Genomic DNA, 19,619 nt, shown 5'->3' on the forward strand with positions numbered 1-19,619 from the left:
CCTGTTCGACAGGGCCGACCCGATAAAGGTCACCGGAGTCTCGTCCGGCACGCCCGGGTTCAGGTTGCGAGGCAGCGATGCCGCAGCGCCGGCAGGCTCTCGCGCACCGCCGCGATACGCTCGATGTCGAGGTCCGCGGCGACGATGCCGGGCCCTTCGTCCCGGCATGCGAGCACCTCGCCCCACGGGTCGACGATCAGGCTGTGTCCCCAGGTCACCCGCCCGCCTGGGTGGTGTCCGCCCTGCGCAGGCGCCATCACGTAGCACTGGTTCTCGATCGCGCGCGCACGCAGCAGCACTTCCCAATGGTCGCGACCGGTCGTCCACGTGAAGGCCGCCGGCAACACGATCAGATCGACCTTGCCCATCGCACGGAAGAGTTCGGGGAAACGCAGGTCGTAGCACACCGACAACCCGACGCGGCCGCACGGGCCGTCGAACGTGACCACCTCGCGCCCGGCCTCGATCGTCGCGGCCTCGTCGTACTGTTCGCTGCCCTTGCGGAAGCCGAACAGATGGATCTTGTCGTAGCGGGCGACCTGCTCGCCGCACGGGTCATACACCAGCGTGCTGTTGCGGACCTTGCCGTCCGCTTCGGCGACGAGCGGAATCGTGCCGCCGATGAGCCACACGCGATGACGCACGGCGGCCTCGCGCAGGAAGTCCTGCAGCGGGCCCTCGCCTTCGGATTCGCGGATCGCGACCTTCGCCGTTTCGTCCGGCGTGATCAGCGGGAAATACTCCGGCAGCGCGACGAGCCGCGCGCCGCCGGCCACCGCTTCGGCAACCAGCGCCGCGGCGACGCGCAGGTTCTCCGCGACGTCCGGGCCGGACACGGTCTGGATCGCCGCGATCCGGCACGCTCCGGGCGAAGGGTCTGGGGACACGCTCACGTTCATCATTCCTGGTCAGGTTGCGGATTTGCCGCGGCCGAACGGCCGGCGAGCTTCTCGACCTTCGGGTCCGCCCAGCTGCCGGTGATCGCGTAATTGAAGGCGAACAGCTTTTCGATCGGGTCGCTGAGCGCTTTCTGGGCGACGTAGGCGACGACGCCGGCGACCGGATTGATCAGTCCGGCCGCCGCGCCGATCGCGATCGATTCGGACAGCGTCGGCTGAACGGTGACCTTCAGATCCTGGGTTTCCCTTTCGACGTCCGCCGAACCGCTCATGAGGATCCGGGCCGCCGGGCCGCGGATCAGCAGATCATCGGTCCGCATGACGCCAGCGCTCACGTCGATGCTACCGGAAATGCGATCGAACGCGAATCCTTCACTGAGGACATCGCGAAAATCCAGCGTCAGCCGTCGCGGCAGCGCCTGCAGGCTGAGGACGCCGAGCAGGCGGCCCATGCCCGGCTCGAGCTTGCGGAACTGGCCGTTGCCCGCTTCGACGAGCATCCCGCCCGATAACGACGGGTAGTGGATGCGCGTCGGCGCGCCGCTCCAGCCGAGCTTGCCGCTGAGGACCGCATGCCCGCCGCGCACCGCCTCCTCGTAGCCCATGCGCGTCGCGAAACGGCCGATGTCGTTGGCTTCGAGACGAAAATCGAGCGCGGTACTGGCGCGGGCGCCGGGACGCCACTCGCCGCGCCCCGTGAGCGTCGCGTCGGCATTGGCGATCGCGAGGGCATCGAGATGCCAGACAGCGCCGCGATTGCGCGCCTGCAGTTCGAGGCGTCCGAGGTCGATGCCGCGCAGCACGAAGCGGTCGGCGACGACATTCAGTCCGGGCAGCCGGCGCGGCGGTTCGTAGGCTTTGAGCGGATCCGCGCCGCCACCCTCGCCCTCGTCCGCGGCACCGACGACAAGACGCTTCAGACGCGCCTCGAGCGCACCTTCGCCGCGCTCGCGCCAGTCGAACTCGCCCTCGACTTCGGTGCTCGCGATGCGTCCCTTCCAGCCGCCAGCATCGGTTCGGGCAGCGATCCGCACCCCCGACAGGCTCTGCCCGAATGCCGTCGCGCGCTTCGCCTGCAGCTCGATGCCCGCCAGCGGCGGCATCTGCCCGGCGGTGCCGGCGCCCGGCGGCTCACCGGCGGCCTCCTCGCCATCGAAAACCGCGCGCCACGCATCGACGTCGAGCTCATCGAGGTTGGCGACCACCATCACGCCGCGTTCGGCCTGACGCAGCGGCGCAAACAGCGCCAGGCCGCCGCGTTCGATCTCCCATCCCTGCTCGCTGCGCCGCCGCACCAGGTCGAGTTCGGCACGCCCTTCGAGCGAGACGCGGATGTCCTCACGCGCGCCGCCGGGAAAGGCGAGCGCGACGCGCAGCGGCCAGCGCGCCGTCGCACTCTTGTTCATCGGCTGCGGCAGGCTCGACGCCACCCCCGACAGGTCGGACTGCACGACGACGCGGGTCTGCTGCGCGCGCAGCTCGATGCTCGCCTGCCAGGGCAACGTCCCCGACAGGTGCGCGAGCACCGGCCAGTCCTGCGTCTGCCGCAACGCCTGGATGCTTGCCGCACCCGTCGCCCTGAAGCTCACGCCGCCGTCCTTCGCGGCACTGGCGACCAGTTGCATCGGTTCGCCGAAAAGCCGTCCGTGCGCACCCGGGATGGCGAGATCCTTTTCGGTGAAACGCACCCTGCCCGCGGCTTCGGTCACCGGCGGCAACGCGTCGACCAGCCACAGGCGATTGTCGGCAAAGCGGAATTCGCCTTTCACGGAGCTGCCGGCGATGTCGCGCAGCGGCATCACCAGCTTCAGGTCGAGCGTTCCGCGCCCCTCGGCGCGCATGCCGTCGGTGAAACCGTCGATCCGCCCGCTGACCGGACTCGCCGACACGAAGCGGAGAAACTCCGCGGTCGGACCGCCTGCGCGCCCGTCGATCGTCATCACCTCGCCGGCAGGCGCGTCGAGCTCCGGCACGTCGGCGACGACGCGGCCCAGCGTCGCGCCGAAGATGCGCGCCCGCTCGGCAACGATTCGCATCCCCGGCCCCTCGAAACGGACTTCGCCGTGGATGTCGGTGATCGCCGGCCAGCCTTCAGCATAGTCGAGGCTTGCTCCGGCGACGCGCGTCGTCACCAGGAACTGGCCCGATTCGCCGTTGCGAAACGGAAAGTCGTCGAGCTTGCCCCGCAGCCGCAACCGCGCCTCCGGTACCGTTCCGCTACTGAGGCCGCGGCGCAGCCAGTCGCGCGTCGCGTCGTTGACGACTTTCGGCAGGTAGCGCCACACGGCCTTGCTTTCGGCGCGCGTCAGGTGCGCCGCGAGGTCGATTTCTCCGCGCCCTTCGGCCGCAGGCCGGTACCAGCCGGAAGCACTGCCGGCGGCATCCGGGTTGTCGAAGCTCGCGCGGTCGAGCGCGATCTCCAGTTGTCCGTCCTTCCGCGTCCAGCCGCCGTCGGCGCGCAGCATCGAGAACGCGAGGCGCGACTCCGGGAAGACCGCGGGCAGGTCGAGCGCCATGTCCTGCCCGGCGAGACGGAAACGGCCGCGCTGTTCGTCACCTTCGATCTCGCCGGACAGCCCCGCCAAGCCTGGCAGCACGCCTTGCGGGCGCAGCCCGATATCGTGGAACCGGGTCTTCAGGCTCCATGTGTCCGGCCGCGCGACGTCGCCGCGCCACGCGACGTGCAAGTCCTCCAGCCGCCCCTGCGGATCGACCGCCGCAAGGCGCGCCCGCACCGCCTCGTCGAACGGCAGATGCGCCGCCAGACGCGCGAGCACGGCGAAATCCAGCCGGTTGGCGCTGAACTGTCCCCCGTCCGGCTTGCCGTCGACTGGCTCGCGCAGCGTGAAATCGAGATCGACGGGTTCAACGTCCAGGCCGTCGCCGGTGACGATTTCCAGCGCCCGCGCCGAAACGCTCAGCCCGCCCGGCGAACGCCGCCCGGACAGCCAGCCGCGGGCACTGGCAAGCTGCAGTTCGGGCAGGTCTGCAGCAAGGCGCGTCGCGACCTCATCGGCGGCGAAATTCGCCGTGAACGCCTCGGGCTGCCCGTGCGTGAGATCCAGCCACGCCCGCACGCCGCCGCTGCCGGCAAGTTCGATCGGGTAGTCGATCCACGCGCGCCATCCTCCGAAGTCGGCCTGCGCGAGGGCCAGATAAAGCTCGCCGCTCCACGTCGCGGGCGCCGCGGGCTGTGCGCTCGCGACGTCCCCGCGCAGGTCGAGGGTCGACGCGAGCGCAGCAGGAGGCGCGGCCTGCAGGCCGAAGCGGTAACGCCCCCCGGCATGGGTGAGACGGAAATTCACGTGTTCGAGCCGCAGCTCCGGGGCTGCGCGCCGGGCATCGTGCCAGCTCAGCACCGCATCGCGGATCACGATCTCGCGCTGCCCGAACAACCAGTCCGACAGCCCGCCGGAAGGGCCACTCGAGTCGACGGGAATCCCGGCAACGAAGAGCTGCCCGCCGGCATCGCGCCGCAACGCCAGTTGCGGCGCATGCAGGACGAGCCTGTGGAAGTGCGGCTGCCCGCGCAGCAGCGACGACCACGCAAGCGTCGCATCGACGGTCTCGAGCCGCAGCGCAGGACGGCCTTCGCGATCGCGCAGTTCGACGCCCGACAGATGCAGGCGCGGACGCAGCCCTGACAGGTCTGCCGACAGGGCGTCGATCGAAACCGGCAGGCCGACGGCGTCGCCGATCACCGCGGCGATGTGGCCGCGATACTGGTCGGCACGCGGCAGCAGCACGTCGCGCACGAACAGGAACGACAGCGCCGCGACGAAGAATGCGACCGCCAGCCCGATCGCCAAGGGACGCCACGGGGCGCGGCGGCGCGTTCCCGTGCTCGCGGCGTCGTTTGCGGCAGGAAGGACGGAAGGAGCGTTCATCTCGATAATGCTTGAGGCCGATGCTGCACGACTGAAAACGGACAGGCTTGGCTACAATCCGCTCCACGTCCTCCGCGCCGACGCCGCCACGCGGCGTCAGGAGCCCGCCATTCTAACAATGATCCGGAGCTCGCCTCCCATGTCCGTCGACTCCTCGCCGCTACCCGAAGCGCTCCGCCACGCCGCGTCCATTTCCCGATTCATGCGCCGCATGCTCGACAGCCGGCCGTGGCTCGCCACGCAGCTCGCGGGTTCGCTCGCACAACCGCTCGACAGTGAGGCGATGTCGTCGTTCCTCGCGAGCCGCGGCCTCAACGAAGCGAGGCTGCGGGCGAGCCTGCGCCACTTGCGCAGCTGGGTCGTCTGCCACGTGCTGACGCGCGACCTGAACGGCTTCGCGGACCTCGCCGAAGTCACCGAAACGATGACCGTCCTCGCCGAGGTGACGATCCGCGCCGCATACGACGTGCTGCGCGAAGGACTGGTTGCGCGCTACGGCGCGCCGCTGTCGCCGACCGGCTGGGAGCAGGAGCTGCTGGTCATCGGCATGGGCAAGCTGGGCGGGCGCGAACTCAACGTGTCGTCGGACATCGACCTGATCTTCGTCTACCCCGAGGACGGCGACACCGGCGGCAACAAGGTGATCAGCAACTTCGAATTCTTCGAACGGCTCGGCAAGCAGATGATTCAGGCGCTCGCCGACGTCACCGAGCATGGCCAGGTGTTCCGCGTCGACATGCGGCTGCGGCCGAACGGCGATTCGGGCCCTCTGGTGTGCTCCTTCGATGCGCTGGAAAACTATTTCATCACCCAGGGCCGCGAATGGGAGCGCTATGCGTGGATCAAGGCGCGTGTGCTGGCCGGCGAGCGCTATCACGAGTTGGAACAGATCGCGCGCCCGTTCGTATTCCGCAAGTACCTGGATTTCGGCTCGATCAACGCGATGCGCGCGCTGCACGCGCAGATCCGGCGCGAAGTCACGCGGCGCGACCGCGTGAACAACGTCAAGCTCGGGCCGGGCGGCATCCGCGAAATCGAATTCACCGCGCAGGTGTTCCAGCTGATTCGCGGCGGGCGCGAACCGGGGCTGCAGGTGCGCGCGACGCTCGACGTGCTCGCGCTGCTCGGCGAGCGCGGCATCCTCACGCCGCAGACGGTGCGCGAACTTGCCGAAGCCTACGACTTCCTGCGCCGCCTCGAGCACCGGCTGCAGTACCTCGACGACGCGCAGACACACGACCTGCCCGGCAACGACGAAGACCGCGAGTGCATCGCGCGGGCGATGAACTTTCCCGACTACGCGTCCTTCCTCACCGTGCTCGACCACCATCGCGCCGCGGTGAGCCGGCATTTCGATCACGTGTTCGGCGATCCGAGCGAGGAAGCCCACACGCTCGACAGCATGTGGGCCGCCGCGCGCGACGTCGAGCAGGCCGAGCCGATCCTCTCGCGCCTCGGCTACGGCGACCCGTCCGGCGCCGCACACCGGCTCGCGGCGCTGCACGGCAGCGCACGCTACCAGCAGCTGCCGAACCACATCCGCAGCCGCCTCGACGCGCTGATGCCGCGAGTCGTCGAAGTCGCCGCCGCCACCCCGGGCCCGGACGAAACCCTCGCGCGCTGCCTCGACCTGATCGAGGCGATCAGCCGCCGCGGCGCCTACCTCGCGCTGCTGCAGCAATATCCGCAGGCGCTGCGACGCGTCGCCGACCTCGTCGGCGCGTCGCGCTGGGCCGCGCAATATCTCACGCGCCACCCGATCCTGCTCGACGAACTGCTCGACGACCGCAATCTCGAACCGGCACCCGACTGGGACGCGCTGCGCGCGCAGATGCGCGACACGCTGGACGCGCTCGAGCCGGACATGGAGCGCCAGATGGACGTCATGCGCGAGCAGCACCACGCGCAGGTCTTTCGCCTGCTGACGCAGGACATCGCCGGCCTGCTGACCGTCGAGAAACTCGCCGACCACCTGTCGGCGCTCGCCGACCTGATGCTCGAACTCGCGCTGCCGCTGGTGTGGCGCAAGATCAAGATCCGCCACCGCGACGACCCGGCGTTCGCCGTCATTGCCTACGGCAAGCTCGGCGGCAAGGAGCTCGGCTACGCATCGGACCTCGACATCGTGTTCCTCTTCGATGACCCGGCCCCCGAGGCGCTCGAGGTCTACACCCGGCTCGCGCAGCGCATCAACACCTGGCTGTCGAGCCAGACCGCCGCCGGCATCCTGTTCGAGACCGACCTGCGGCTGCGCCCGAACGGCGATTCCGGCCTGCTCGTGACATCGATCGAGTCCTTCCGCAAGTACCAGCTCGAATCGGCGTGGGTGTGGGAACACCAGGCGCTGACGCGCGCCCGCTTCGCCGCCGGCGACGCGACGATCGGTGCGGCCTTCGAGCGCATCCGCTGCGAAGTGCTGCGCCTGCCGCGCGACCTGGCCACGCTGCGTGCCGAAGTGCTGGCAATGCGCCGCAGGATGAGCGACGCGCACGCCGGGAAAAGCGAGCGCTTCAACCTCAAGCACGACGCCGGCGGCCTCGTCGACGTCGAATTCCTGGTCCAGTACCTCGTGCTCGGCCACGCGCACCGCTACCCGGAGCTCACCGGCAACCTCGGCAACATCGCGCTGTTGCGCATCGCCGGCGAACTCGGCCTGATCCCGGCGAAACTCGCGACGCGTTGCGGCGACAGCTACCGCCTGCTCCGTCGCCTGCAGCACCGCCAGCGCCTCAACGGCCTGCTGTCGCTGGTCGATCCGGACGAGGTCGCGGCCGCTCGCGAGCCGGTCCAGGCGCTCTGGGCAATCATGTTCGGCAGCGCCTGAGCCGCGGCGCCCCCGAACTCCCCCGGTGCACGCATCGCATCGCATCGCCATGCATCTGCCGGTAACGGCACGAGGATTACAATCGGCCACTTCTTCACCCGTGGCCCGCCACCTTCCAATGAGCCAGGAAATCGAACTCAAACTCAGCCTGCCCACGAAAGCGGTGCCTGCGCTGCGCCGCCATCCGATCTTCAGCGGTGCCGCCCGACAGGGCAACGCGGTGACGCTCGACAACACTTACTTCGACACCCCGGACCTCGCGCTGAAGCAGCGCAAAGTAGCGCTTCGCATTCGCCGCCAGGGGCGGGTACGGCTGCAGACGGTGAAATGCTCGGCCGTCTCCGCCGGCGGCCTGACCCAGCGCCCGGAATGGGAACATCCCTACAGCGGCGCCTTCGACTTCTCCACCGTCGATGCGCCCAAGGTGCTGAAGCTGCTGAAGCGGCACGAAGCGGCGCTGCAGCCGGTGTTCTCGACACGCTTTCGTCGCGAGACGCGCCTCTACGCAGCGGGCGAGGGCGTGCGCATCCTGATGATGATCGACACCGGCGAAGTGATCGCCGGCGAACATCGCGAACCGATCTGCGAGCTCGAGCTGGAGCTCGTCGAAGGGCATCCGCTCGACCTGCTGCGCCTCGCGTGCGAACTCGCCGCCGACCTCCCGCTGCTGCCGAACGACGTCAGCAAGGCCGAACGCGGCTACCGGCTGCATCTGGGCTACGCACCCGAACCGATGCGCGCCGAAGCGTCGACGATCGACGCGAAAGAGACTCCGGTCGAAGCGTTCCGGGCGCTCGCATTCTCGTGCCTGCGACAATGGCAGGCGAACGCAGGCGCGATGACGCATGCCGGCAAGCCGGAGGAATTCACCCACCAGTTGCGCGTCGCGTTGCGACGCTTGCGCTCGCTGCTCGCGCTGTTCGCGCCCGCCCTGCCCGCGGATTTCGTCGCCGACTGGCGCGAACGACTGAAGCACAATGCCGATCGCTTCGGCGACACGCGGGACCTCGACGTGCTCTACGATGAAGTGCTCGCTCCTGTCGTCGCCGGCGCGACGGTCGAAGAATTGGCAGTCACGCGGCTGGCCGGACTCGCCCTTGCTGCACGCGATGAAGCGCGCGACGCGGCGATCCGCGGCCTCGACCTCGCTGCCCAAGGCCGCCTGCTGATCGAATTCACCACTGCACTCCATGCCTTGCCGACGAGTGACCTGATCGGCGCGGTCGATTTGCGCAGTTTCGCGCGCCTCCAGCTCACGCGCCTGCGCAAGAAAGTGCGGCGGCGCTTCGAGGCCGCGGCTGACTTCGTGCCAGCGCATCTGCACGCGTTGCGGATCGCACTCAAGCGCCTGCGCTACGGCGTCGAGTTCTTCGCTCCGCTGTTCCCCGCGAAGGCCGGCAAACGCCATCTTCAGCGCATCGTCCGGGCGCAGGATGCGCTAGGGTTCGTCAATGACGTCGACGTCGCGCGCGGACGTCTGCTCGGCTGGGCCGGCGAGGACGCCGAACTGCGCGCCGCCACGGCTTTCGTCTGCGGCTGGCACAGTCCGAGATCTGCGCGCCTGGCGCGGCGTGCGCTGCGCGAGCTCCGGCCGCTGCTGCGGGGCAAGACCCCGTGGTCCCGCTGAGCGCGCAAGGGCACTCGAACCTGGCGCGAGGGTCGACTCGTCATCGCGGCGCAACCGGCCGCATTCAGGCTGTCGTCCTTTTGACCGGGGAGCAAGCGATGGATTTGTTGTTGTGGCGTCACGCGGAGGCCGTCGAAGGCAGTCCGGACCAGGCTCGCGAACTTAGCGCACGCGGCCGCGAGCAGGCGCGACGGATGGCGCGCTGGCTCGACGAGCACCGGCCGAAAGCGCTGCGGATACTCGTCAGCCCGACGATGCGCACGCGCCAGACCGCGCTGGCGTTCACGCGGGATTTCGAGATCGTGCCGTCGATCGGGCCCGAGGCCGGCGTTGCGGATCTCCTCGCCGCGGCCCGCTGGCCGGAGGCGCGCGGCGCGTGCCTCATCATTGGCCATCAGCCCACGCTCGGGCGGCTCGCGGCGCTGCTGTTGTGCGGTGCGGAAGCCGACTGGACGATCAAGAAAGGCGCGTTGTGGTGGTTCAACAATCGAGTGCGCGAAGGCGAACCGCAGACGGTGCTGCGTGCCGCGATCCCTGCCGATTTCACGTAACTGAGGGGTGGCGGGCGCCAGGAAACGCCCGAAGTGCCCAACATGGGGCGAGCCGCATACGGGATGACGGCGGAACATGGTTTTTTGCAGTGCACAATCCCTGGTTTCATGCCTAAACTGTCGGCTACATGAACCGAAACGGCCCGCCATGAACACACTGATCGCCAATGGCACTGTCCGCGTCATCGAAAACATCGAACGCGTCTACTACGACGGTTACTGGATCAAGGCCTACGATCCGCCCGCCGACTCGCTGCGGGCAAAGAAGCAGCTGATCGAAGCCTTGACGCGCCGGCTGTTCAATCACGTCGAACACGGCATCAACATCCCGGGACGCCGGCTGAACGAAGCGCGACAGGCCTTCGAGTCGGAGGCCGATCCTGCGCGCAAGCGGGTCAAGGGAGCGATGCTCGCGGGAGCGTTGTTCAACCGTGCGACCGACATCTTCACGAAACTCATGGAACTGCAGGAGCTGGGCATCGAGATTGACGAGGAAAACGCCTTGATGCGCGAGTGCGGCTTCTGTCTGCAGGAAGCGCTGACCTTCGGCAAAATGGTGCTACATCGCAGCGGCGAAGAGGGCATCGACGAGCTGTGGGGCGAGCCGTTCCGTGCATTCTCGATCCCGGTCGAAGCCTTCTACGACAGCCGCTACATCAAGATCGCCCAGACGCTGCGCGACATCGACCGCATTGCGCAGGTGATCGTCAGCACTTTCGGCGGAACGCGGCTGTTCGAAGGTGTCGAAGGCCTGGTGATCCGATTCACCGAGGCCGCCAAGATCAAATGCGAAACGCTGCGCACCGACCCGGCGATCTTCGACGTGTGGGCGGATTTCGCAGTGGCCGGCGAGGAGCTCGCCGCGTTTGCACCGCGGCTCGTCGGCGCCACCTCGGCGGAGGACCTGCAGCTTGCGGCCGACGGGCTGCAGCTGATCGTCAAAGGCCGCGATCTCGTCGGCCACATCACCCGGGCGCGGGTGCCGATGCCCAAGAGTACACGCGAATACATCGAGCGCTGCGAACATTACAGTGCGAGAATCCACAGCCATTTCCAGGGCTGCATGAACCTGCCCTGAACCCACACCGGCCCGCTCACGCGGCCGCTTCCTGCCAGGACAAAGTCGATGAAACGCACCGATCTCGAGAAACTCAACGGACTGAAAATCCAGGGCCGGATGAAGCGCGACGGCACGCCCGAGCGGTTCCGCCCGGGGGCCGAAAACGCGGCGAAGGCGCCGGTCAATCCGCTGATCGAAAAACTGCTCCGCAAGAGTCTCGGACCCAAGAGCGGGCGCTGAGCGTCACGGCCGCGCCCGACCGGAGCGGCGCGGCGCGGTCAGGCGATCACGCCGCCGCCGAGGCACACCTTCGATTCATACACGACGACGCTCTGCCCCGGTGTCAACGCCCATTGCGGTTCCGCGAACACGATCTCGGCGCGCCCGCCGGCGATCGCCTCGATCTCGCACGGCATGTCGGGCGTCCGGTAGCGCGGCTTGGCGGTGTATACCCAGTGCGTGTGCGGGTCGCGGCCGGCAATCCAGTGCAGGTCGGTCGCGGCCAGGCGAGTCTTCAGCAGGGCCGGATGCTCGTGCCCCTGGACCGCGTACAGCACATTGGCCTTCACGTCCTTGCCCGCGACATACCACGCATCGTGCTCGCCCGCGTCGTCCTGGCGGCCCTTGATGCCGCCGATGTGCAAGCCCTTGCGCTGGCCGATCGTGTGGTACATCAGGCCCTGGTGCTCGCCGATGACGCAACCGTCGTCGAGGTTGCGGATCTCGCCCGGGCGCATCGGCAGGTAGCGCATCAGGAATTCGCGGAACGGCCGCTCGCCGATGAAGCAGATGCCGGTCGAATCCTTCTTCCCGGCGACATGCAGGCCGGCCTCGGCCGCGATGCGGCGCACGTCGCGTTTGTAGAGGGCGCCGAGAGGGAACAGCGTCTTCGCGAGCTGCGCCTGGTTCAGCCGGTACAGGAAGTAGCTCTGGTCCTTCGTGCCGTCCTCGGCCTTCAGCAGCTGGTATTCGCTGCGCCCGTCATTGACCCATTCGCGCACCTGCGCATAGTGTCCGGTGGCGATGCGGTCCGCGCCGAGCGCCATCGCGTGATCGAGAAAGCAGCGGAACTTGATCTCGGAATTGCACAGGATGTCCGGGTTCGGCGTGCGCCCGGCCTCGTATTCGCGCAGGAAATCGGCGAACACGCGGTCCTTGTACTCGGCCGAGAAATTGACGACCTCGAGGTCGATGCCGATGACGTCGCAGACCGACGCGACATCGACGAGATCCTGGCGCGTCGAGCAGTGCTCGTCGTCATCATCGTCCTCCCAGTTCTTCATGAACAGGCCGGTAACCTCGTAACCCTGCTGCTTGAGCAGCAGCGCGGTCACCGAGGAGTCGACGCCGCCGGACATGCCGACGACGACCTTCATTCCGTTGGGATCGGTATTACTGGACATTCGGTCCTTCTCCATTGAGCCATTCGGCCAGCGGCAGCACGACTGCCGGCTCGCCATGATTTCCGAACCAGCTATCGACGACGAAACGTCCACCCGGGGCAGCGATGCCTGCAGCACCGGGAGGGGACGCATCGGGGTCGCGCGGTCGCGAGATGTCGTCGATGACATTCTGGCAGTCGCACAGCGCCAGCAACAGCGGCACGTGATCCGGAACGCCTCCCGCCGCAACAACAGGGGCGGCCGGTGCCGCGGGCCGGGGTGGCGGCCCGACCTCCTCGATCAGCGCCGAAAAATGCTGGAAGATCACGCGCGAGCGGCGCGCCGGCTCCAGCACGCGGTGAAAGCGCAGCCAGCCGCGGCTTGCCATCAGCCCCAGCAGGCGCGTGGTCGTTGTCGCGTGGTCGATGCAGTCCATCCGCCCGTCGATGCCATTATCGAGGAAATTGCCGGCACGATCGGCGCCGATCGGCGATTGTTCACCGGCGATCCGGTGCAATGCGGCGACCGCGAGCGATATCGCCGCCCGCTCCCGCTCTGCATCGCCCGCCTCCGAAAACAGGCGCCCGACCTCGTCGAGCCGCTCGTTGGCGAAGCGGACTTCCGCACTCGCTGCGCAGCCGTAATTGAAGCAGACGTCGACGGAGGCCGCCGCCTGCACGGCACCGCAGGCGGACATCGCGAACACGAACGACCAACGATGCATCGGTTCCGCAGTCAGCCGGAGTAGTGCGTGATGAACTCGAGCGGGTAGCGGCGCCCGGCAATCCAGTCGTCGACGCAGCGCATCACGAGCGGGCTGCGGTGACGCGGCGTGCAGTCGCGCAGCTCGTCCGGCGTCAGCCACACCGCCCTGACGATGCCGTCGTCGAGCTTCGCGCCGGTCGACTCGCCGCGCACCGGGCCGCCGAAGGCGAAGCGCAGGTAGGTGATGTCGCCGTCCGGCACCGGCCACTGGTAGACGCCGACGAGGCACTCCGGCGCGAAACGGTACGCGGTCTCCTCGAGCACTTCACGCGTCGCCGCCGCGACGAGCGACTCCCCTTCTTCGAGATGACCCGCCGGCTGGTTGAAACGCAATCCGTCGGCGGTCTCTTCCTCGACGACGAGGAAGCGGCCGCCGCGTTCGATGATCGCCGCGACGGTGACGTTGGGTTTCCAGGATCTGTTCATCGCTTGCCGGGCAAAGGCGCGATTTTAGCGCCTCGGGCGCTGCCCTTGAAGGTCGCGTCGCGACGGCACGCGATGACGCCCAGCCGCCCACGGCTTTTCGTCGTCCGCCGTTTTGTTTCACCAAAACCGTCCGGCGACTTGCCGGGCGCATGGGCGGCACGCCCCGGCACCTGCCGCGAACGCGCCGCAGCCCGGCAAAAATACCGGACTTTGCGCTAGAATCGCCCGCTTGATCCGCTTCGCCGCGGACGCTTTCACCAACCTGATTTTCCGCTGGAGAACACGCACCATGTCCATGGCTGACCGCGACGGTTTCATCTGGCAGGACGGCAAACTCGTGCCGTGGCGCGAAGCCACGACTCACGTCCTGACCCACTCCCTGCATTACGGCCTGGCCGTCTTCGAGGGCGTGCGCGCGTACAACACCGCCAGCGGCACCGCGATCTTCCGCCTCGCCGAGCACACGCAGCGCCTGATCAACTCGGGCAAGATCTACCGCATGGAGATCCCGTTCTCCAAGGAAGAGCTGATGGAAGCGCAGAAGGAAGTGGTGCGCGCCAACAAGCTCGAATCCTGCTACCTGCGCCCGCTCGCATTCTACGGTTCGGAAAAGATGGGCATCTCGACGCGCGGCGCGACGGTGCATGTCGCCATCGCCGCCTGGCCGTGGGGCGCATACCTCGGCGAGGAAGGCCTCGAGAAGGGCATCCGCATCAAGACGTCGTCCTACTCCCGCCACCACGTCAACGTCACGATGCCGCGTGCGAAGATGTCCGGCAGCTATGCGAACTCGATCCTCGCGAACCTCGAGGCGACCGAAGACGGCTACGACGAGGCGCTGCTGCTCGACACCCAGGGCTTCGTCGCCGAAGGCTCGGGCGAGAACCTCTTCGTCATCAAGGACGACAAGATCTACGAACCCGAGATCGCCTCGGCGCTGACCGGCATCACGCGCGACTCGGTGATCCAGGTCGCGCGCGAATTCGGCTACACGGTCGAGTCGCGCCGCATGACGCGCGACGACATCTACATCGCCGACGAAGCCTTCTTCACCGGCACGGCGGCGGAAGTGACACCGATCCGCGAACTCGACAACCGCACGATCGGCGAAGGCCGTCGCGGCCCGATCACGGCGAAGATCCAGGCCCGCTTCTTCGATATCGTCAATGGCCGCGCGCCCGAATACGAGCGCTGGCTCACCCACGTCTGAGGATTCCTCCATGGCCGAAACTCGCGACAAGACCCAGCCGATCGCCGTCACCGCGGCCGACCTGCCACTCGCCTGCCCGCGCCCCGACGCCCCGCTGTGGGCGCGGCACCCGCGGGTGTTTCTCGACGTGCTGAAGGAAGGCGAAGCGGTGTGCCCGTACTGCAGCGCGAAGTACGTGTTCACCGGCGAGCATCCGAAAGGCCATCACTGAACGGCTCCGCCGCGCGGCAGTCCGTTCCATCAACGGGGGCGAAAATGCCCCCCGTGACGAGCAAACTCATCGTGAGCAAACCCATCTACACTTCGGTCGCCGAAGCGGAAGCGGCGTTCTACGATGCGCTGGCACGCTCCGACCTCGACGCAATGATGACGGTCTGGTCGGAAGATGACGAAGTCGTCTGCGTGCATCCGGACACCCCGCGCCTGGTCGGGCTCGCTGCGGTGCGGGAATCCTGGCGCCAGCTGTTCGCGGGCGGCGTCCGCCTCCAGGTGCGCACCTCCCACCACGTGGTGTGCCAGAACATGCTGCTGACGATCCACAACGTGATCGAACACGTCACAGTCGAAGGCGAGGACCGGCTGCCGCCGCCGATGATCGCGACCAACGTTTATACGCGGGGAGCGCTCGGCTGGCGCCTCGTCATGCACCACGCGTCCCCGGCGCCGGAAAACCCGCATGCCCCGGCTCACGGCGCGCCGCACGTCATGCACTGAACGGGCTGTAACAGCCCGGACAGGGCGCGCACCGGCAGGTCTGCGATAATGCCCGACGTCATTCACCCACCATCGACCGGCCTGCGCCATGCCCCCTACTCCGAACTCCGCCACGCCCTCCTCCTACGCTCCGCCCGCCCCCGAGATCTTCAAGGCCTACGACATTCGCGGCATCGTCGACAAGACGCTCACCGCCGAGGCCGTGCGCGCGATCGGGCACGCGCTGGGCTCCGAGGCCAGGAAACGCTCGCAGCGCGCGATCGCGATCGGCCGTGACGGGCGTCTGTCAGGACCGGAGCTGGCGGGCGCGCTCGCCGACGGCATCCGCGCCGCCGGCGTCGATGTCGTCGACATCGGCTGCGTGCCGACGCCGCTGACGTACTTCGCCGCCTACCATCTCGGCACCGATTCCTGCGTCAGCGTCACCGGCAGCCACAATCCGCCCGACTACAACGGCCTGAAGATGGTGCTCGGCGGCGAGACGCTCTACGGCGACCTGATCCAGGACCTGCGCCGGCGCATCGTCGACAACGATCTCGCGCACGGCGCGGGCCAGCTGCGCGAAGCCCGGGTCGTCGACGCCTATCTCGACCGCGTCACCTCCGACGTGAAGCTCGCCCGCCCGATGAAGATCGTCATCGACTGCGGCAACGGCGTCGCCGGCGCGGTCGCCCCGCAGCTCTTCCGCCGCCTCGGCTGCGAGCTCGTCGAACTCTTCTGCGACGTCGACGGCACGTTCCCGAACCATCACCCCGATCCGTCCAAGCCTGAGAACCTGCAGGACGTCATCCGCGCGCTGCGCGACACGGACGCCGAACTGGGCCTCGCGTTCGACGGCGACGGCGACCGCCTCGGCGTCGTCACGAAAGCCGGGCAGATCATCTACCCCGACCGCCAGCTGATGCTGTTTGCCGCCGACGTGCTGTCGCGCGTGCCGGGCGGCGAGATCATCTACGACGTCAAATGCACGCGCAACCTCGCCGGCTGGATCCGCGAGCACGGCGGCAAGCCGACGATGTGGAACACCGGCCACGCGCTCGTGAAGGCGAAGCTCAGGGAAACCGGCGCGCCGCTCGCCGGCGAGATGAGTGGCCACGTGTTCTTCAAGGAGCGCTGGTTCGGCTTCGACGACGGCCTGTACGCCGGCGCGCGGCTGCTCGAGATCCTGTCGCGCGCAGCCGATCCGAGCGCGGTGCTCGACGCGCTGCCCGATGCGGTGAGCACGCCCGAGCTCAATATCAAGATGGCCGAAGGCGAGCCGTTCGAGCTCGTGCGCCGGCTGAAGGAGTCCGCGCGCTTCGACGACGCCAGCGATGTCGTCACGATCGACGGCGTGCGCGTCGAATACGCCGACGGCTTCGGCCTCGCGCGGCCGTCGAACACGACGCCGGTCGTCGTGCTGCGCTTCGAAGCCGACTCGCAGCAAGCGATCGAGCGCATCCAGGCGGATTTCAGGCGCGCGATCGAAGGCGTCTGGCCGGGCGTGCAACTGCCGTTCTGAGCGACCCGCCCCGCCTGCGAAGGGACGGCCGGCCGCGGGTGCCGTCGACGCGCTGCCGATTGGAACCGAAAAAAAGCCGCCCGCAGGCGGCTTTTTCCGGAAGCGGGGGCGATCAGAGGCGCGCTTCGGCCCAGGCTTTGACCGACGCGAGCGCTGCCGGCAGATGCGCCGGTTCGGTGCCGCCTGCCTGCGCCATGTCCGGGCGACCGCCGCCCTTGCCGCCGACCTGCTGCGCGACCATGTTCACGAGTTCGCCGGCCTTCAGCTTCGCAGTCAGATCGGCCGTGACCCCCGCGATCAGGCTCACGCGCCCGTCGGCGACCGCCGCAAGCACGATCACTGCCGACTTGAGCTTGTCCTTGAGCTTGTCGAGCGTCTCGCGCAGCGTCGCGACGTCGGCGCCTTCGAGCATCGCGGCGAGCACTTTCGCGCCCCGCACCTCGACCGCCTGCGCGACGAGCTCGTCGCCCTGGCTCGCGGCAAGCCGTGACTTCGTCCGCGCAAGCTCCTTCTCGAGCGCGCGCACGTTGTCGAGGATCGCGCCGATGCGCTCCGCGACCTCGTCGGGCTGCACTTTCAGCAGCGCCGAAATGCCCTGCACGCGCCGCTCCTGCTCCTGCGCGTAGCGCAGCGCGTTCGCGCCGGTCACCGCCTCGATGCGGCGCACGCCGGCCGCTACGCCGCCTTCCGAGACGATCTTGAACAGGCCGATGTCGCCGGTGCGGGCCACATGCGTGCCGCCGCACAGTTCCTTGCTCGAGCCGATCGCGAGCACCCGCACCTCGTCGCCGTACTTTTCGCCGAACAGCATCATCGCGCCCGACTTCTGGGCTTCGTCGATCGGCATCACCCGCGCCTCGGTCGCGACGTTGGCGAGGATCTCGGCGTTGACGATCTCTTCGACCTCGCGGATTTCCTCGGGCGACAGCGGCGCGGTGTGCGCGAAGTCGAAGCGCGTCTTGTCGGGGTCGACCTGCGAGCCCTTCTGCTGCACATGCCCCCCGAGCACTTCGCGCAGCGCCTTGTGCATCAGGTGCGTGACCGAATGGTTGCGCTGCGTGCTCGCGCGCGCCTCGCCGTCGACACGCGCGACGAGTTCCTGCCCGACCGAGAGGCTGCCGGTCTTGACGACGCCGTGGTGGCCGAACACCGCCGCCTGGATCTTCTGCGTGTCCTCGACTGCGAAGATGCCGGCGCTGCCGCGCAGTTCGCCGCGGTCGCCGACCTGGCCCCCGGACTCGGCGTAGAACGGCGTGTTGTCGAGCACGACGACGCCGATGTCGCCTTCCTGGAGTTCCGCGACCGAGGCGCCGTCCTTGTACAGCGCGAGCACTTTGCCGCGCTCCTCGAGCCGTTCGTAGCCGTGGAACACGGTTTCCGGCCCCTCGTATTCGAGGTTCGCGGCCATGCGGAACTTGCCGGCAGCACGCGCCTGCTCCTTCTGCCGCGCCATCGCGGCGCCAAACGCCGCCGCGTCGACGGTGACTTCGCGTTCGCGACAGACGTCCGCCGTGAGATCCAGCGGAAAGCCGTAGGTGTCGTGCAGCTTGAACGCGGTCTCGCCGTTGAACGTCTGGTTACCGGCCGCCGTCATCGCGGCGAGCTCGGTTTCGAGAATCGCCATGCCGTTCTCGATCGTCGCGAAGAAGCGCTCCTCTTCCTGCTTCAGCACGTCGGCGACGCGCGCCTGCCCGGCCTTCAGCTCCGGGTACGCCGCGCCCATCTCGGCGACCAGGTCCGGCACCAGCCGGTGGAAGAACGCGGCCCGCGCACCGAGCTTGTAGCCGTGGCGGATCGCGCGCCGGATGATGCGGCGCAGCACGTAGCCGCGCCCTTCGTTGCCAGGGATCACGCCGTCGGCAATCAGGAACGAGCACGCCCGGATGTGGTCCGCGATCACGCGCAGCGAAGGGCTGTCGAGGTCCGCGCACGCGGTCTCGCGCGCCGCCGCGCGGATCAGGTTCTGGAACAGATCGATCTCGTAGTTGCTATGCACGTGCTGCAGCACGGCCGAGACGCGCTCGAGGCCCATGCCGGTGTCGACGCTGGGCTTGGGCAGCGGATGCATCACGCCGGCCTCGTCGCGGTTGAACTGCATGAAGACGTTGTTCCAGATCTCGATGTAGCGGTCGCCGTCCTCATCGGGCGATCCCGGCGGACCGCCCCGGATCTCGGGGCCGTGGTCGTAGAAGATCTCGGTACAGGGTCCGCACGGCCCGGTGTCGCCCATCATCCAGAAGTTGTCGGACGCGTAGCGGGCGCCCTTGTTGTCGCCGATGCGGATCACGCGCTCGGCGGGCACGCCGACTTCCTTCGTCCAGATATCGTAGGCCTCGTCATCCTCGGCGTAGACGGTGACCCACAGCTTGTCCTTCGGCAGCCTGAACTCGTCGGTCAGCAGTTCCCACGCATACGTGATCGCGTCGCGCTTGAAATAGTCGCCGAAGCTGAAGTTGCCCAGCATCTCGAAAAAGGTGTGATGCCGCGCCGTGTAGCCGACGTTCTCGAGGTCGTTGTGCTTGCCGCCGGCGCGCACGCATTTCTGCGACGTCGTCGCGCGGCTGTACGGCCGCTTGTCGAAGCCGAGGAAGACGTCCTTGAACTGGTTCATCCCGGCGTTGGTGAACAGCAGCGTCGGATCGTCGTGCGGCACCAGCGAACTGGAGGCGACGATCTGGTGACCTTTGGATTCGAAGAACTTCAGGAACTTCTCGCGGATTTCAGCGCTTTTCATGGGTGAGGTTCGCCTGGACTGATCGGATCGACACAGCGG

At 68.0% G+C, this 19,619-nt stretch carries 15 protein-coding genes; 9 read left to right on the forward strand and 6 right to left on the reverse strand.

Translation table 11 applies throughout. The features are described from left to right. Nucleotides 1–59: 59 nt before the first annotated feature. Complete coding sequence (locus pbN1_RS04575; RefSeq protein ID WP_169201565.1) at nucleotides 60–899, reverse strand: carbon-nitrogen hydrolase family protein; 840 nt, start codon at nucleotides 897–899, stop codon at nucleotides 60–62. After that, nucleotides 899–4,786 carry a YhdP family protein gene (locus tag pbN1_RS04580; RefSeq protein WP_169201551.1) on the reverse strand — a complete coding sequence of 1,296 codons (3,888 nt, stop codon included), beginning with the start codon at nucleotides 4,784–4,786 and terminating at the stop codon, nucleotides 899–901. The genes pbN1_RS04575 and pbN1_RS04580 overlap by 1 nt, the downstream gene beginning before the upstream one ends. Before the next feature lie 139 nt (nucleotides 4,787–4,925). Between pbN1_RS04580 and glnE the strand changes: the two genes are divergently transcribed. From glnE to pbN1_RS04605, 5 genes are all read left to right on the forward strand, one after another. Further along, nucleotides 4,926–7,610 (forward strand): bifunctional [glutamate--ammonia ligase]-adenylyl-L-tyrosine phosphorylase/[glutamate--ammonia-ligase] adenylyltransferase, encoded by a 2,685-nt coding sequence (glnE, locus tag pbN1_RS04585; protein WP_244857164.1) that lies wholly within the window; start codon nucleotides 4,926–4,928, stop codon nucleotides 7,608–7,610. A gap of 118 nt (nucleotides 7,611–7,728) precedes the next feature. After that, the gene (locus pbN1_RS04590) at nucleotides 7,729–9,237 is read left to right on the forward strand and encodes a CYTH and CHAD domain-containing protein (RefSeq protein ID WP_169201549.1); all 1,509 of its coding nucleotides are present in this window, start codon (nucleotides 7,729–7,731) and stop codon (nucleotides 9,235–9,237) included. Between the two features lie 98 nt (nucleotides 9,238–9,335). Beyond that, complete coding sequence (locus tag pbN1_RS04595; protein WP_169201548.1) at nucleotides 9,336–9,788, forward strand: SixA phosphatase family protein; 453 nt, start codon at nucleotides 9,336–9,338, stop codon at nucleotides 9,786–9,788. A gap of 148 nt (nucleotides 9,789–9,936) precedes the next feature. Next, nucleotides 9,937–10,866: a hypothetical protein gene (locus tag pbN1_RS04600; RefSeq protein WP_169201547.1), complete on the forward strand. Its 930-nt coding sequence runs from the start codon at nucleotides 9,937–9,939 to the stop codon at nucleotides 10,864–10,866. 48 nt (nucleotides 10,867–10,914) lie between these two features. Then, nucleotides 10,915–11,088, forward strand: a complete 174-nt coding sequence (locus pbN1_RS04605; protein WP_169201546.1) for a hypothetical protein — start codon at nucleotides 10,915–10,917, stop codon at nucleotides 11,086–11,088. A gap of 38 nt (nucleotides 11,089–11,126) precedes the next feature. On the opposite strand, the gene mnmA is transcribed toward pbN1_RS04605, so the two are convergent. The 3 genes from mnmA to pbN1_RS04620 are packed head-to-tail and all read right to left on the reverse strand — an operon-like array spanning nucleotide 11,127 to nucleotide 13,421. Continuing rightward, nucleotides 11,127–12,224, reverse strand: coding sequence for a tRNA 2-thiouridine(34) synthase MnmA (gene mnmA / locus pbN1_RS04610; protein ID WP_169201564.1), 1,098 nt, complete (start codon nucleotides 12,222–12,224; stop codon nucleotides 11,127–11,129). A 16-nt stretch (nucleotides 12,225–12,240) separates the two neighbouring features. Continuing rightward, nucleotides 12,241–12,954, reverse strand: coding sequence for a hypothetical protein (locus pbN1_RS04615; RefSeq protein ID WP_169201545.1), 714 nt, complete (start codon nucleotides 12,952–12,954; stop codon nucleotides 12,241–12,243). A gap of 11 nt (nucleotides 12,955–12,965) precedes the next feature. Further along, the gene (locus tag pbN1_RS04620) at nucleotides 12,966–13,421 is read right to left on the reverse strand and encodes an NUDIX hydrolase (RefSeq protein ID WP_169201544.1); all 456 of its coding nucleotides are present in this window, start codon (nucleotides 13,419–13,421) and stop codon (nucleotides 12,966–12,968) included. A gap of 289 nt (nucleotides 13,422–13,710) precedes the next feature. Between pbN1_RS04620 and pbN1_RS04625 the strand changes: the two genes are divergently transcribed. From pbN1_RS04625 to pbN1_RS04640, 4 genes are all read left to right on the forward strand, one after another. Next, nucleotides 13,711–14,631 (forward strand): branched-chain amino acid transaminase, encoded by a 921-nt coding sequence (locus tag pbN1_RS04625; RefSeq protein ID WP_169201543.1) that lies wholly within the window; start codon nucleotides 13,711–13,713, stop codon nucleotides 14,629–14,631. A 10-nt stretch (nucleotides 14,632–14,641) separates the two neighbouring features. Further along, nucleotides 14,642–14,842: a zinc-finger domain-containing protein gene (locus pbN1_RS04630; protein WP_169117583.1), complete on the forward strand. Its 201-nt coding sequence runs from the start codon at nucleotides 14,642–14,644 to the stop codon at nucleotides 14,840–14,842. A 71-nt stretch (nucleotides 14,843–14,913) separates the two neighbouring features. Continuing rightward, nucleotides 14,914–15,345: a YybH family protein gene (locus pbN1_RS04635; RefSeq protein WP_169201542.1), complete on the forward strand. Its 432-nt coding sequence runs from the start codon at nucleotides 14,914–14,916 to the stop codon at nucleotides 15,343–15,345. 88 nt (nucleotides 15,346–15,433) lie between these two features. Continuing rightward, nucleotides 15,434–16,846: a phosphomannomutase/phosphoglucomutase gene (locus pbN1_RS04640; protein ID WP_169201541.1), complete on the forward strand. Its 1,413-nt coding sequence runs from the start codon at nucleotides 15,434–15,436 to the stop codon at nucleotides 16,844–16,846. Nucleotides 16,847–16,958: 112 nt separating this feature from the next. Here pbN1_RS04640 and alaS read toward each other — a convergent pair whose 3' ends face one another. Continuing rightward, nucleotides 16,959–19,580 (reverse strand): alanine--tRNA ligase, encoded by a 2,622-nt coding sequence (gene alaS, locus pbN1_RS04645; RefSeq protein ID WP_169201540.1) that lies wholly within the window; start codon nucleotides 19,578–19,580, stop codon nucleotides 16,959–16,961. Nucleotides 19,581–19,619: the final 39 nt, after the last annotated feature.

Source organism: Aromatoleum bremense, from assembly GCF_017894365.1.
Lineage (GTDB): Bacteria > Pseudomonadota > Gammaproteobacteria > Burkholderiales > Rhodocyclaceae > Aromatoleum > Aromatoleum bremense.